Below are 14046 nucleotides of genomic sequence, written 5' to 3' on the forward strand. Positions count from 1 at the left end.
CCGAAGCAATTCCTGCTTCAGAACATATAAAAAAGGAGAGAGGATCATGAAAAAAAACAAATTAGTATCAATCGTTTTAATCCTGTGTCTGTTCGTTACCATGTTAGCAGGCTGCAACAACTCGTCCAAGCCTTCGGGTGACAGCAGCTCCGGCACACCGCAAGCCACGAAGCCTGCCGAAGGGGGTAAGGCAGGGGATAAAACGCCGTCTGTTTCCCTGGACAGCCTGCCGGAAGCCGTAGGCAAAGGCGCTATCGCTGCATCACCGGATTTTTATGCAGCCACCGATTTGAGCAAAAGCTATACCGTGAACATGTATCTGATCGGCGACACCCCCAACGACTGGGACAAGGTGCTGGAGAAGGTCAATAAATATCTGGAGCCTTACAACACACAGCTGGCTGTAACCTTCATGAGCTGGAGCGATTACCAGACCATGTATTCCCTGGTACTGGCAGGAGGCGAAAGTGTGGATCTGATCTTTACCGCTCCCTGGTGCTACATGTATAATGAGGCTGCAAAGGGCTCCTTCTATGAGTTGACAGAGGATTTTATCACCAGCCACATGCCTCTGACCAGAAAATATCAGGCGCCTGAGAGCTGGGATGAGACCACTATTGCCGGCAAAACCATCGCTGTTCCCTCCAATGTCGCTTCCCCCATGGGCAAGATCGTGGCTATACGGCAGGATATTGCGGAGAAGCTGGGGATCAATGAGTTAAAGAACTGGGATGATTATAAGAAGTTTGCCCTGGCTGTTGCAGAAAAGGAAACTCCGGAAAGCGGTATTTATGCCATGGCCGCTGCCACCGATAACAATGAGCTGTGGGATGTATACCGTCAGCAGACCGACACCTTCCTGGCTCTGGACAGCAGCTATCTGGATATGATGTATGAATATGGCGGCGATATTCCGGCGAAGGACGATATCAAGCTGGCCTATGAGTTTGATGCCTTCCGCAGTTACGCTAAGGATATGAAGGAAATGGCCGATGCGGGATGCTGGAGCCGCAGTGCTCTGACCAATACCGTAACCGATGACGATGCTTTCGGCAATCTCCAGGGCGCATCCATCGCATGGAACGCTTCCGTATTCACCTACATGGAGCAGGCAGAGAAGACGGAAGGCGTGAAGGGTATGGCTTATGACCTCACCACGGATCATCTGGTAAGCGCAGAAGCATATTCCAATAACGATATGGCGATTACCGCAGGCTCTAAAAATCCTGAGCGCACCGCTATGGTTCTGGATATGATTAAATTTGATACCTATCTCAACAGACTGCTGATCCTTGGTATTGAAGGCGAGCATTACACCATTGATGATCAGGGGCAGTATACAGAGCTTGAAAAAGCGGCTGATTTTGCAGCTTATTCCATCTCCGCCTCCTGGGCAATCAAGAATGGGGATGTGGGTGAGGCAGGCGTGCCCGAGCGTGAAAAGCTCATCACCGATGCTTGGATGAAGCGTGTGGTTATGAATCCCACCGTCACCTTTGTATTTGATGATACCAATGTGAAATCCTATATGTCAGCTGTAACCGCGGTTCTTACCGATTATGTTCCGATGCTGCAGCTTGGACTGGTAGAGGATGTTGACGCCACATTGGACCAGATGCTGGAAAAATGCTATGCATCCGGTCTGCAGAATATATATGACGAATTCTATACCCAGTATGAGGCTTGGCGGGCAACCCGCTAACAGCCGGAGAAAAGAGGGGCAGGACCGCCTGCCCCTCTTTCAGAATGCAGAAGGAGACGCTGACCGGCTGGCTGTTTTTTTGGTTACGAGAGGAGGAAGGGACATAACATTCGATGAAATTGCAAAAGAACTGGGGGTATCCAAAAGCACCGTTTCCCGCGCCTTATCCGGTAAAGGAAGAATGGGGGAGGATACCCGGCAAAGAATCCGGGATTACGCCCAGGAGCATGGAGTATGGCAAAAGGAGAAGCAGACGGCGGAGCCTTCCAGAACACAGAATATCGCGGTGGTGATCCCCACGGATGCTTATACCACGAGTGTCCCCTTTTTCCAGGAATGTTTACTTGGAATCAGCGAAGTGGCAACCATATTCAGATATAATGTACTGATTACAATTGGCACACCAAATGATATCTCCGGTATTCAAGCGCTGGTGGAGAAGGGCGCGGTGGACGGTGTCATCCTGCTGCGCAATATGGAGGAGGACAGGCTTCTTAAGTATCTTGCGGAGAAGCATTTTCTCACCGGGCTGACGGGCACCTGTGATTATGAAGAGGTGATACAGGTGGATATCGATAACAGGGAAGCTTCGGAAAGCCTGGTTTCTCTGTTGATCGGGCAAGGCTACCGCCGGTTCGCCATCGTGGTGGGAGATGCGGCCTATCATGTAAACCGGTGCCGGTGCCAGGGGTGTTATGACGCTTTTGATAAGCATGGACTGCCCCGGGAGTATCAGATGGTCTATACGAACTTTGTGAAATTGGAGCTGGTTGATAGTATTATCAGTGATATGTTCGCCGGAAAGGTGGAATGCATTATATGCGGAGATGATGTGATCTGCACAAGAATCATGTCGAGACTTCAGGCGGAGGGATATCGAATCCCTAAGGATATCTCCATTGCATCCCTGTATAACAGCACGAATTTGGAATGCTTCTCTCCAACGGTGACGGCGCTCAATGTCTCTGAGAGACAGGTTGGCAATATGATCGGCAAGCAGCTGATTAACCGGCTGAGGGGAGATGCTTACAATGCCAGGACCAATCTGGGGTATGAGATTCTGCTGCGCAAATCAACCGGAAAAATGTATTATTTATAGAAAGATAAGAGAGGTAAGGAAGATGTATTTAACAGGTAAGGATGTAAGACAGAGAGAAAATTTCAATCTGAATTGGTTCTTTTATCATGGTGAAGAAGACAGGATACCCGGAGAACAGGACACAGCTGAATACAGGCCGGTAAAGCTGCCCCATGACTGGAGTCTGGAGTATCCCTTTGATGAGCACGCCGTTTCCTGCGGTTCGGGCGGTTATGTGAGGACAGGCATCGGCTGGTATAGGAAATTCTTTCGGGTAGATCCTAATGCGATGACCGGGGGCAGAGTGGTGCTGCATTTTGACGGAGCCTATATGCTGGCCCAGGTATGGATCAACGGGCAGTATCTGGGACGCCATGTGTACGGATATACCCCCTTTGAGTGGGATATTACAGACTTGCTAAGCCGCGATGGCGGTGAGAATGTGGTGGATGTTAAAGTGGATAATTCCGCCCAGCCCGGTTCCCGGTGGTATTCCGGTTCCGGAATCACCCGAAGCGCATGGATATGCGGGATGAAGGATATCCATGCAGCTCCCTATGGGGTATTCGTGCGCAGCCCTGAGGTGGATAAGGAAAGGGCGCATATTTGCGTAGAAACACGGGTATGTATGCCGAAGGTTGGTGCGAAAGCTTCTGGTACTGGCATCAATCATTCAGGCTGTGGGGAAGAATGTGCTGAACAGGAAGCCCGGACAACCCTTTTGGTGGAAACCAGTCTCTATGGGCCGGATGGAACTCTCTGCATACAGGAACGGATAACGGAAAGCAGGATAGAGGGAGAGACAGCAGGAAAGAGGGAAGAAGGATGTTGTCGAGCAGAAAGTCAGGTAAGAAATCAGACTGGAGGCCAAGAGGGAGGTCAGACGGAAACTCAAGAGAGAAGTCAGATTGATAGCCAAGAGGGAGGTCGGGCAGAAAGTCAGTCAGAATGTCAGGCAGGAGAAGAAAGCAGAGATTTTCAGTATGTATTTCATCAGGAATTCGTACTTCCTTCCCCTGTGTTATGGGATGTGGAGAACCCGGCATTGTATGAGGTTGTTACCAGAATCTATGCTGACGGAGCATTGCAGGATGAGGTGCACACCGTAACCGGATTCCGCAGCGCACGGTTCGACAGCCAACAGGGCTTTTTACTGAATGGGGTAAGAGTCAAACTGAACGGGGTATGTATTCACCATGACGGCGGCTGTGTGGGTGCAGCGGTACATCCGCAGATATGGGAGAGAAGGCTGGAAAAGCTGAAGGAAATGGGCGTGAATGCCGTGCGTATGTCCCATAACCCGCCGGACCCTGAGCTGCTGGATCTGTGTGACCGGATGGGGCTGATGGTGATGGATGAGGCCTTTGATGAATGGCGTATCCTGAAGGGGAAGGAGTTGGGGAGCAATACCCATGAAAGCAGGGGGTATTCCGAGTGGTTTGACAGCTGCCATGAGGAGGATATCCGAGCCATGCTCCTACGGGATCGGAATCATCCAAGCATCATTATCTGGAGCATCGGCAATGAGGTTCCGGACCAGACCGTCCCGGAGGGATATCTGACCGCAAGGCATTTAAAAAGCATCTGCAAAGAATTGGACCCGGAACGGGTTGTCACCCAGGCCAACGACCAGATCTGCGCGGAGCCCCGTGCAGCTACGGAAGAGTTCTTAAATGAACTGGATGTGGTGGGCTATAATTATGTGGACAGATGGCGGACCAGGATGGAGACCCTATATGATGATGACAAGCGTGCCCACCCGGACTGGTGTATCCTTGGAACGGAGAACGGCGGCCTCGGCGGAGTACGGGGGGAATACCGGCTCACCATAGAGGATCATGCGGGCTGGAGAAAGCAGCCCTATTACAGCGCTCCGGTAGCAATCGGTAAGGTGCTGCATTTTACCATGACCCATGATTATGTGGCGGGAGATTTCATGTGGACGGGAATCGATTATCTGGGAGAAGCCCACTGGCCTGCGCGTTCCTCCTATGCAGGGGTGCTGGATACCTGCGGATTTGAGAAGGATAGCTTCTATTTCTACCAGAGCATCTGGAAAAGGTCTGTTCCCATGGCGCATCTGCTTCCCCATTGGAATCTTGATGTAAAGGAAGGCACCATTCTTCCGGTGCTGGGCTACACCAGCTGTGACAGCGCGGAGTTGTTCCTGAACGGAAAATCCTATGGCAGGAAGGCGTATTCCTATCCTGCTTACGGCATGACGCAGCGGTACGGACATTTTGACAAAGATCCGGTGCCGGTGAATACGGATGATCTGTTCTTAAGCTGGGATGTGCCTTATGAACCCGGATGCATTGAGCTGGTGGGCTATGTGGACAATAAGGAAGCCGCCCGTCATGTGGTGAGAACAGCCGGAGCCCCTGTCGCCGTTCGGCTGTCCTGTTACCGGCAGACCATGAAGGGGGATGGCCTGGACATTGCCCAGATCGAGGCAGAGCTTCTGGATGCCCGGGGGAATCTGTGCGTGCAGGCAGATACGGAGCTCACCTTCACAGTGGATGGTCCGGCCTGCGTAATTGCCGTGGACAATGGAAATCCGAAGGAAATGGGAAGCATGAAGGCCAACCATATCCATGCGTTCCATGGACGGGCTTTGGCAATCATACAGTCGACGGGAGAACCGGGTGATAGTAAGGTAATCTCCGATACAGCACAGGAGGGCTCCGCGCAGCCCGGTGCAAAACAGTGTATCGTGAAGGTTCAGGCAAAAGGACTGGCAGGAGACAGTATTTCTATCAAGGTATTATCCTGATAACAGCCCCAGGGATCAGACAGGAAGATGGCTTTTTTGAAGAAAAGATTATTAAAAAAATCTGGCGCTTATTATCCGGATCATGTATAATAATGACAACGTGTTCAAACATGGCCCATCTTTGTAGCTCGTCTGTTCTGAAGGGACTAAAAATAAGGAGGAATATCCGATGCTGGAATTTATACGATATATAAAAATGTCTAATCAGTCACCCTATACGCTCTATGCAACACAGGACATGTTTGTCTGGCGATTCAGTGCATAGAGCGATCCGAAGAATCGCAATGGAAATATGAAATGTGTTGCACTCTGAACTTAATTTGACGGTTATGATCAAGGTCATTGTTTAGAAGGAGTGGTATACATGTCATATGTAAATGGAAAAGAAGTATTACCGAATCATATATTAGCCGAGATTCAAAAATATTATGGCGGAGGCTTGATCTATATCCCATTGCCGGAAAATAAAAGGTGTCAATGGGGAAGCAGGACAGCCACCAAAAGAGAACTACATAAAAGGAATCAGGAAATACGTCATAAGAAAGAGCTGGGATTATCCGTACAGGAGCTTATGGAGGAATATCATCTTTCCTATGATACGATAAAAAGAATCATTTATAAACATTAAAATGAAGAGCTGTTACTAATGGTAACAGCTTTTTATATACCTTGGCAGCAGGGTATGTCTTGTCTGCGGGCATATTCACATGATCAAAGAGGAGGAATATCCGTGGGAGGAATATTTGTGTATTCTGTGCAAGGCATCACATGGTCATGGGAGATTACAGTTATGTTATATTTGTGTAGTATTCATTTTAATAAATTTACAACATGGAAGTCCTGCCTGATTTATGTTATTTTATAATTGTCATTTATGCCGTTATCAAAAAAGAGGGGGACTTAAAATGAGTAGAACATACACGGAGATCAATTCAAAAACCTGGGATCAATGGGCGGAAAACGGATGTGAATGGTCACGGCCCATTTCACCGGAGGAGTATCAAAAAGCAAAAATGGGAGAGTGGGGCGTGTATCTTACCCCATGTGTAACCGTACCTCACCAGTGGTTCGGGGATTTAAAAGGGAAACGGCTGCTGGGACTGGCAAGCGGCGGAGGTCAGCAGATGCCTGTCTTTTCCGCATTGGGAGCGAATTGTACCATTTTTGACTATTCTGACCGCCAGCTGGCATCCGAGAAAATGGTGTCCGAGAGGGAAGGCTATCCGATTGAAATAATCAAGGGAGATATGACGAAGGTCCTGCCCTTTGAAAATGAGACCTTTGATATCATCTTTCATCCGGTATCGAATTGTTATGTGGAAGATATCCTTCCTGTATGGAGGGAATGCCACAGAGTATTAAAAAAGGGAGGTATTTTATTAGCCGGATTTTCAAACGGAATCGATTTTCTGTTTGAAGACAGTTCTCCTTTAACCGTGGTAAATAAATTGCCGTTCAATCCTTTGAAGATGAGGAAAGAGGACTACGACAGAATGGTGAATAATTTTGAAGGCATACAATTCAGCCACAGCATGGAAGAGCAGCTTGGCGGACAGCTTAAGGCCGGCTTTATTCTGACGGATTTGTACGAGGACAGGGACAGAGAGGGCGGCGCTACAATCAGGGAATATACACCCCAGTATATGGCGACCAGAGCGGTAAAGCTTAATGAAAGGATTTCGTATTATTAAAAGTATTACTAAAGGGTGAAGTTATAGTATAAAATTAATTTTAGTCAGAAAGAGGCCAGGAATATTATGATTACAGAGAAGGAAATAACGGAAGTATTAAAAAATGAATTAGAGCATCTGCCCTATGTCTATGCCTTTTGGCTGGAGGGTTCCTTTGCCATGGGATATGCGGATAAATACTCCGATATCGATTATTGGATAGATATTGATGATAATTGTGTGGGAGAGGCGTTGGAGCATGTTGAGGCAGCCCTTACCCGGTTGGGGGAATTGGACCAGCGTCACGAAACTGGAAACGACCATCCGAAGCTGGGGCAGATCGTATATCACATAGAGGGCTCCAATCCCTATCTGGTGCTGGATTTTAACTGGCAGCTGCATTCCAGGGACCGAAAGGAATACCTCTATATCAAAAATGATATCGTAGAAGGGGCACTGGTTATCTTTGATAAAGATAATGTGGTGAGTTTTACCGAAGCGGATGAGCAGGAGATTGCTGCAAATAAATCAAAATGCAAGCAGGAATGCGATTATCGGTACAGCCAGCATATGCGTGTGAGCAAATACATCAAAAGAGGCACCTTTCCTGAAAGCTATGCCTATTATAACCGGTATGTGGTTGAACCGCTGGTTATGCTTCTGAGACTGAAATATACCCCCTTATATCCGTATCACTATTTGTTGCACATCTCATATCATATGCCGAAGGAGGTTGTTGGCAGGCTGGAGAAACTGATCCAGATAGCCAGTTTTGACGAGATGGAAATTGCAATGAGGGATGCAGAAGCATGGTATCAGAAATTGCATGAAGAAATTTTTGATTAAACAAAAGGGAACCTCTCTATAGAAGTTCCCTTTAATAAGGTTCATAAATAGAAAAACCTTTGTCAGATGTACATAATTATATATCTATAAGAATGAACAGGAAAGCATTGTTCCTGTAAAATGGAAATAAATTATTTATTTGGGTTTGAATGATTAATCTTCTGTGCAATGCAGATAACATTTTAGATAACTATTCTGATAAGGTGTGGTGGAGATGCAAAGACCGCAATCATAAATATCAAATGCTAGCTGAAGAAGTAAGAAGAGTTAAATGGCTTTCAGAGATTGGAATGTTCTTGCTGCGAGGAAGGTTTCGATGCCTGGAAGCCCTTATTTAAGTGGGAAAAACATATCCACGTTAAAAAATGAGTAGCGTTGTGTTGACAGAATAGATGTCATAAAGGCTAATGTTAGGTTGAAAAATTAAATGTAAATAATATATTGACAGCATCACTACTACGTGATACTATATATCAGTAGTGAGTAATACAGAATACAAGTATTACTAGATAGCGGAGAGGTGATTAAATTGGAAAATATCACAGAAATGTTAAAGGGTGTACTGGAGGGCTGCGTCCTTGAAATCATCAGCCACGAGGAAATCTATGGTTACGAAATCACAAAAAGGCTGAATTCCCTCGGATTTTCTGATGTTGTAGATGGGACGGTTTATACTATTTTGGTGCGGCTTGAGAAGAATAAACTTGTGAACATCGAAAAAAAACCATCCGATATGGGACCGCCACGAAAGTTTTTTACACTAAATGATACAGGGCGTGAGGAATTGCATAGGTTCTGGCAAAGATGGGAATTCGTATCATCAAGAATTAATGAGTTAAAGGAGAAAAAAAATGAATTTTTGGGAAAGGGTTACAGGAAGTGACATGACGAAAGAGTTAAAAGTGTTTGAAGCGCGAGCCAAAAAGCTGCCGGATGATTATCAAGCAACATGGGAAAAAATTAAGACCAATCTTTGGCCGCATTCAGATTTCACCGGTCGCAACTTAATGCCAATTCTTGACGGTGTGCTTGGCCTGCTCGAAGAAACTGCGGCGGACGGACAGAGTGTGCAAGAGGTTTTGGGTGATGATATTAATGGCTTCTGTTCAGCTCTGGTCGGTGAAGAAGGAGCAAAATCTTATCGTGACAAGTGGCGTGAGCAACTTAACAATAATATTGCTAGAAAATTAGGCAAATAGGAGGATAAAATGAGAATACAAGATATCATCGAAGGTAAGAGAGAATGGAGAATACATGTGGCGCGTGTTAAAGCACTCCCACAAGATTATCAAATTGTTTATGAAGAGATTCAAAAATATCTCTTTAAGGTCGGTCCGGTTGAGCTGACAGAAGGAACAGGTTTACTCTCGGGAATTGTCGATCTTTTTGAAGAAGGTGCGGCTATGGGGAAAGGAGTCCTTGATGTGACGGGCAGTGATGTAGCAGCTTTCTGTGATGACCTTATTAAGGATTTAAAAACTTACACTGACATTTATCAAGAAGCGGCTAACCGTGAGGTTGATAAGGCAATGAAAAAGGTCACCAATAAAACAAAGTAAGGGAGCAACATGGGTGTAATGACTTATTATTCTGGGTGGTAGGGGGTGGTAATGTGTGTACTGATGAGTGGATATTATGTCCGGTCTGCGGCAATAAAACGAGGGTTAAGATACGTGATGATACGGTGCTTGAAAACTTCCCATTGTTTTGCCCCAAGTGCAGACAGGAAACGATAATCAATGTTAAAAGACGGAATATATCAGTAATCAAAGAGCCAGACGCAAAGACGCAGAGCCGATAATATGTGAGTAAAATCACTGTTGTCGGCTCTTTCTTTATGAACGCTGTTCAAGTCATATTGTTGAATTTGAAGCAGATTTAAGTAAGTTTATCAACATAGTAAAGGAAGGGAAGAAGATGAATAAAAACATCATACAAATTAAAGGAGTAAAGAAAGCTTACAAAGATGTAGAAGTACTGAAAGGAGTAAATCTGGAGGTCGAGCAGGGAGATATCTTTGCATTATTAGGTTCAAACGGAGCAGGAAAAACAACATTGATTAGAATCATGGCTACCTTACTTAAAGCTGATGTTGGAAGTGTTGTGATCAATGGTTTTGATATTGAACAAAATCCAGAGAATATTAGAGGTTCTATCAGTCTTACAGGCCAGTTTGCCGCTATTGATGAGATTTTGACTGGATATGAAAATCTCCTAATGATAGCAAAACTTAGACATCTTAAAAACCCAAAAACGGTAGCAGATGAATTAATTAAGCGTTTTGGATTGTCTGAGGCTGCAGATCGTAGAGCGGGTACTTACTCTGGAGGTATGAAAAGAAGAATTGATATAGCAATGAGTCTTGTGGGAAATCCGAAGATTATTTTCCTGGATGAGCCAACAACAGGTCTTGATCCAGAAGCACGTTTAGAAGTATGGAAGAGCGTAAAAGAGCTATCCGCTTCAGGAACTACTGTATTCCTGACAACTCAATATTTAGAAGAGGCGGAGCAGCTTGCTGATAAAATTGCTATTCTTCATGAAGGTAAAATTATTGCTCTGGATACACTAGAGGGGTTAAAAAAATTATTTCCACCTGCAAAACTTGAATATATTGAAAAACAACCTACATTAGAAGAAATATTTCTAACAATCATTGGTAAAGGAGAGGAGAAATAAATGGAATCTGCAAATAGATATTTTTTTAAAGATATGAGTGTTATGTTCGGACGTTCTATGCGGCATATTTTAAGAAGTTTGGATACAATTATTACAGTTTGTATCATACCAATCGCAATGATGCTGTTATTCGTTTATGTATTTGGCGGCGCAATTCAAACAGGTACAGAAAATTATGTTAACTACCTATTGCCAGGTATCATGTTAATGGCTATTGGTAGTGGAATTGCATATGTAGCGTACCGTTTGTTTATAGATAAACAGCGTGGTATCTTTGAACGTTTTCATTCTATGCCTATTGCTCGTTCTACCGTATTGTGGGGACATGTATTAACATCAATTATTTCAAATGGAATTTCAGTTATAGTGATTATATTTGTTGCATTATTAATGGGATTTCGTTCTTCAGCGGGAATTATAGAATGGTTGATGGTATTTGGAATTCTTGGGATTTTTACACTTGCTTTGACTTGGATTGCTGTAATTGCGGGACTTGCTGCGAAAACACCAGACGGTGCAGGCGCATTCTCATATCCAATCATCTTTTTACCGTTTATTAGTTCAGCCTTTGTACCAACAGAAACTATGCCTTCAGCTGTACGTGTTTTTGCAGATAATCAGCCTGTAACACCTATCGTAGAAGCTATTCGTAATATATTAGCAAACCAATCGGTAGGAAATGATATCTGGATTGCCCTTGCTTGGTGTATAGCAATCATCGTTATTGCTTATTTCTTTGCAATGAGAATTTATAAAAAGTTATAGCCTGACCTTATACGAATAAAAAGACACGGACATGGTGCATTATCGTTAGCACCGTGTCCGTGTTCCTCGTTAAGAGAAATGAACAAAGTTCATAAATCCGATAAAATTATTTAGATTTTCAGTGCACCTCTTTCAAATTCGATAACTAAAAAACAATGTACTCTTGTTATTGCAAGGGTCTACGTCGGAAAAAGAATAGGATTTTTTCTTTTTAAGGACTATCTATTTCCCGACAGCCCCTTTATTTTGTTTTGAACTTTATTTTTAGCAATAATAAAGTTCATTTATAAAGACGTAGTAAATTTATTTCCAATTCAATGGAAGAGTATGGGGAAGTCGCTTCAGCAACCAGGTAAAATACGAGTTACGTTAGCAAGTTACAGTTTACGGACAATAAAAATAAAAATGTAAATATTTTCAAATTTCATTGTATAAATTATGGACAAGTGATATACAATGATAATAGAAAGATTTAGATTCACTTGAATAATAAATTAATTGATAAAAGGTAAGCATGTATTAATAGAATAGAGGGAAAAATAAATCATGAAAAAAAATATTAATATCAAATTGCTTATTTTAATTTTACTGCTTTTTAGTATTTGTATTATTGTTAGTAATAAAACCATTGTTAATAAAAAAAATATTTCAATGATAGAAGCTTATAAAATTGCAATTAAAGCGGCATGTGAAAAAAGTCCAAATATATTATTAGCTTCTATTATAAGTACTGATGATTCCTTAGAAAAAGAAAATAATAATGCGGGAAATGATGGCATAAGAAAATATTGGAACTTTGAATTTGCTGTCCCGAATTCTTCTGAGCATTGGTTCGTTTCAATAAGAGAAAATCGAGTAGAGGATGTAGTGAAAGTAACTGGAATTCCCTATGATAAAACTGTTTTAATAGATAAAGACGAATTAAAAATGGATTCAAATGAAGCACTGGATATAGCAAAAAGCGAATACATATTAGAACCAGGTGCAGTATGGGCTATAGGATATCATTTTTCAATTAGTAAAGAAAATGGAAAGATTTTGTTAGATGTTATATGTAGAGATCACAAAGATAGATTTACAAAAATATCAATTGATGTTAGAGAAAAACAAATTTCGGAGGCTATTCATAAAGTATTTAATGGGGGTGGTATCTTTAATGGAAATGATAATAAAGCAATAATTGATAATTATGATGTAGATGGTATTACGAATAAAGACAATAAATTATTTGCTTGGGGTAAAAAGATGATTAATATCATCCAATATGAACCAATGATACTATACAAAAAAGAGAATGAAGATAATTGGAATGAACTGAAGGCTAATAATGATATAAGAAATATCATCCCAATTAATGAAAATAATTTTTTTGCTATTTGCGATAAAAATATTTACAATTACGATTCAAAGAACATTGTAAATGAAATAGAATTGAGCGAGAATATATTAGCTTCGATATATTTTATGGACAAGCTGTATATTTTAACAAAATCCCAGCTACATATATCATCTGATAAAGGTGAATCCTGGAATATAATTTTATTGCCGAAGGCTAATGATATCACAAATATTTCTTTGGATTTTAACAAAAGTGATCATGTTTTATATATAAGCATTGATAACAAGATTTATGGCTTTAATAGGGAGTGGATAGAGGTAGTAGATAATGATGATATCATAAATGATTTTAAATACATCAATAATTCAATCATTTATACTACTAATAAATCGATAATTATTTATAGTTTGGAATCAAAAGATTTTAGATTTATTGATAAAATTTTTACTATAAAAAAGTTGATTAGATATGACCAAGCATTTGTTTATGCAATAACTGATGAGGGAAAATTATTTAAAATAAAAAAGGAAGAGGGTGATAAAAATGATTGGATAGTCGCTGATTGTAATATTAAGGCTAGTAACGGATTAATTAGTGATGTTTTACAAATAGATAAAAATAAATGGTATTATAGTGCAGTATCAAAACCAGAGTGGGAAAAATTGAAAAAAGGAGAATGAAACATGAAAAAAATTTAAGCTTTATTAATAATCGTCTGCATAACATTTATGGAGCAGCCCCCATCATTTACAAAAGCAGCTACCCATGTAACCAACCAAGATTGTACAAGTTATTACAAGGGAACAACTACAGCATCAGGAAAGTCAGTAAAAATCGGATATGTAGCCGTTAATTATCTCGATTCAGCGTTAAATCCTGTATTGCCTTTTGGCACTGTCATTATTATTGATAAAGTTACAGACAAGGACGGAAATAGTTTGACTTATGTACCTACCCTTGATGGTAATCTATCCATTTTCACAGTTGAAGATACAGGTAATGGTTTTGGCAAAGGTTTGTCATATTATTGGCTCGATTTTTATTTAAAAGGTGCTATAGAATGTGAAAACTTTGGTAAAAGAACAGTAGCATATTGGTATTAAAAATCATCTATACTTCTATAGGTAGTATACTATACATAATATGCAATGAAAAAAATCGGGCTGTTGAAAAATGAATTTTCATTAGGGTACT

Annotated in this window: 14 protein-coding genes; all 14 read left to right on the forward strand. The window is 42.0% G+C overall.

Going from position 1 to position 14046, the window contains the following annotated elements:
* Window positions 1–46: 46 nt before the first annotated feature.
* The 14 genes from HNQ56_RS13360 (at window position 47) to HNQ56_RS13425 (ending at window position 13955) form a co-directional block, all read left to right on the forward strand.
* Window positions 47–1702: an ABC transporter substrate-binding protein gene (locus HNQ56_RS13360; protein ID WP_429146946.1), complete on the forward strand. Its 1656-nt coding sequence runs from the start codon at window positions 47–49 to the stop codon at window positions 1700–1702.
* A complete protein-coding gene (locus HNQ56_RS13365) occupies window positions 1656–2801 on the forward strand; it encodes a LacI family DNA-binding transcriptional regulator (RefSeq protein WP_429146949.1) in 1146 nt (381 codons plus the stop codon). Before HNQ56_RS13360 ends, HNQ56_RS13365 begins: the two co-directional genes overlap by 47 nt.
* Before the next feature lie 22 nt (window positions 2802–2823).
* Complete coding sequence (locus HNQ56_RS13370; RefSeq protein WP_429146951.1) at window positions 2824–5553, forward strand: glycoside hydrolase family 2 TIM barrel-domain containing protein; 2730 nt, start codon at window positions 2824–2826, stop codon at window positions 5551–5553.
* Window positions 5554–5917: 364 nt separating this feature from the next.
* A complete protein-coding gene (locus HNQ56_RS13375) occupies window positions 5918–6181 on the forward strand; it encodes a CD3324 family protein (RefSeq protein ID WP_429146954.1) in 264 nt (87 codons plus the stop codon).
* A 277-nt stretch (window positions 6182–6458) separates the two neighbouring features.
* Window positions 6459–7244, forward strand: coding sequence for a class I SAM-dependent methyltransferase (locus HNQ56_RS13380; protein ID WP_429146956.1), 786 nt, complete (start codon window positions 6459–6461; stop codon window positions 7242–7244).
* Window positions 7245–7310: 66 nt separating this feature from the next.
* Window positions 7311–8069 carry a hypothetical protein gene (locus HNQ56_RS13385; RefSeq protein WP_429146959.1) on the forward strand — a complete coding sequence of 253 codons (759 nt, stop codon included), beginning with the start codon at window positions 7311–7313 and terminating at the stop codon, window positions 8067–8069.
* Window positions 8070–8598: 529 nt separating this feature from the next.
* Entirely contained in the window at window positions 8599–8952 is a 354-nt protein-coding gene (locus HNQ56_RS13390) for a PadR family transcriptional regulator (RefSeq protein WP_429146962.1), read from the forward strand.
* A 1-nt stretch (window position 8953) separates the two neighbouring features.
* Window positions 8954–9268 carry a DUF1048 domain-containing protein gene (locus HNQ56_RS13395; protein ID WP_429146964.1) on the forward strand — a complete coding sequence of 105 codons (315 nt, stop codon included), beginning with the start codon at window positions 8954–8956 and terminating at the stop codon, window positions 9266–9268.
* 9 nt (window positions 9269–9277) lie between these two features.
* Complete coding sequence (locus HNQ56_RS13400) at window positions 9278–9628, forward strand: DUF1048 domain-containing protein (protein WP_429146968.1); 351 nt, start codon at window positions 9278–9280, stop codon at window positions 9626–9628.
* Between the two features lie 53 nt (window positions 9629–9681).
* Complete coding sequence (locus HNQ56_RS13405) at window positions 9682–9870, forward strand: cysteine-rich KTR domain-containing protein (protein WP_429146971.1); 189 nt, start codon at window positions 9682–9684, stop codon at window positions 9868–9870.
* Window positions 9871–9986: 116 nt separating this feature from the next.
* Window positions 9987–10748: an ABC transporter ATP-binding protein gene (locus HNQ56_RS13410; protein WP_429146974.1), complete on the forward strand. Its 762-nt coding sequence runs from the start codon at window positions 9987–9989 to the stop codon at window positions 10746–10748.
* Entirely contained in the window at window positions 10749–11513 is a 765-nt protein-coding gene (locus HNQ56_RS13415; RefSeq protein WP_429146977.1) for an ABC transporter permease, read from the forward strand.
* Window positions 11514–12059: 546 nt separating this feature from the next.
* Window positions 12060–13532: a hypothetical protein gene (locus HNQ56_RS13420; RefSeq protein ID WP_429146980.1), complete on the forward strand. Its 1473-nt coding sequence runs from the start codon at window positions 12060–12062 to the stop codon at window positions 13530–13532.
* 48 nt (window positions 13533–13580) lie between these two features.
* The gene (locus HNQ56_RS13425) at window positions 13581–13955 is read left to right on the forward strand and encodes a hypothetical protein (RefSeq protein WP_429146983.1); all 375 of its coding nucleotides are present in this window, start codon (window positions 13581–13583) and stop codon (window positions 13953–13955) included.
* Window positions 13956–14046: the final 91 nt, after the last annotated feature.

The sequence above is a fragment of the Anaerotaenia torta genome, from assembly GCF_050433395.1.
GTDB lineage: Bacteria > Bacillota > Clostridia > Lachnospirales > Lachnospiraceae > Mobilitalea > Mobilitalea torta.

Excerpts from the sequence above, each read along its gene's own strand:
- HNQ56_RS13370 (WP_429146951.1), top strand. The coding sequence starts at position 2,824 with ATGTATTTAACAGGTAAGGATGTAAGACAGAGAGAAAATTTCAATCTG.
- HNQ56_RS13400 (WP_429146968.1), top strand. The coding sequence starts at position 9,278 with ATGAGAATACAAGATATCATCGAAGGTAAGAGAGAATGGAGAATACAT.
- HNQ56_RS13420 (WP_429146980.1), top strand. The coding sequence starts at position 12,060 with ATGAAAAAAAATATTAATATCAAATTGCTTATTTTAATTTTACTGCTT.
- HNQ56_RS13385 (WP_429146959.1), top strand. The coding sequence starts at position 7,311 with ATGATTACAGAGAAGGAAATAACGGAAGTATTAAAAAATGAATTAGAG.
- HNQ56_RS13415 (WP_429146977.1), top strand. The coding sequence starts at position 10,749 with ATGGAATCTGCAAATAGATATTTTTTTAAAGATATGAGTGTTATGTTC.
- HNQ56_RS13375 (WP_429146954.1), top strand. The coding sequence starts at position 5,918 with ATGTCATATGTAAATGGAAAAGAAGTATTACCGAATCATATATTAGCC.
- HNQ56_RS13365 (WP_429146949.1), top strand. The coding sequence starts at position 1,656 with ATGACGAATTCTATACCCAGTATGAGGCTTGGCGGGCAACCCGCTAAC.
- HNQ56_RS13380 (WP_429146956.1), top strand. The coding sequence starts at position 6,459 with ATGAGTAGAACATACACGGAGATCAATTCAAAAACCTGGGATCAATGG.
- HNQ56_RS13395 (WP_429146964.1), top strand. The coding sequence starts at position 8,954 with ATGACGAAAGAGTTAAAAGTGTTTGAAGCGCGAGCCAAAAAGCTGCCG.
- HNQ56_RS13425 (WP_429146983.1), top strand. The coding sequence starts at position 13,581 with ATGGAGCAGCCCCCATCATTTACAAAAGCAGCTACCCATGTAACCAAC.
- HNQ56_RS13360 (WP_429146946.1), top strand. The coding sequence starts at position 47 with ATGAAAAAAAACAAATTAGTATCAATCGTTTTAATCCTGTGTCTGTTC.
- HNQ56_RS13410 (WP_429146974.1), top strand. The coding sequence starts at position 9,987 with ATGAATAAAAACATCATACAAATTAAAGGAGTAAAGAAAGCTTACAAA.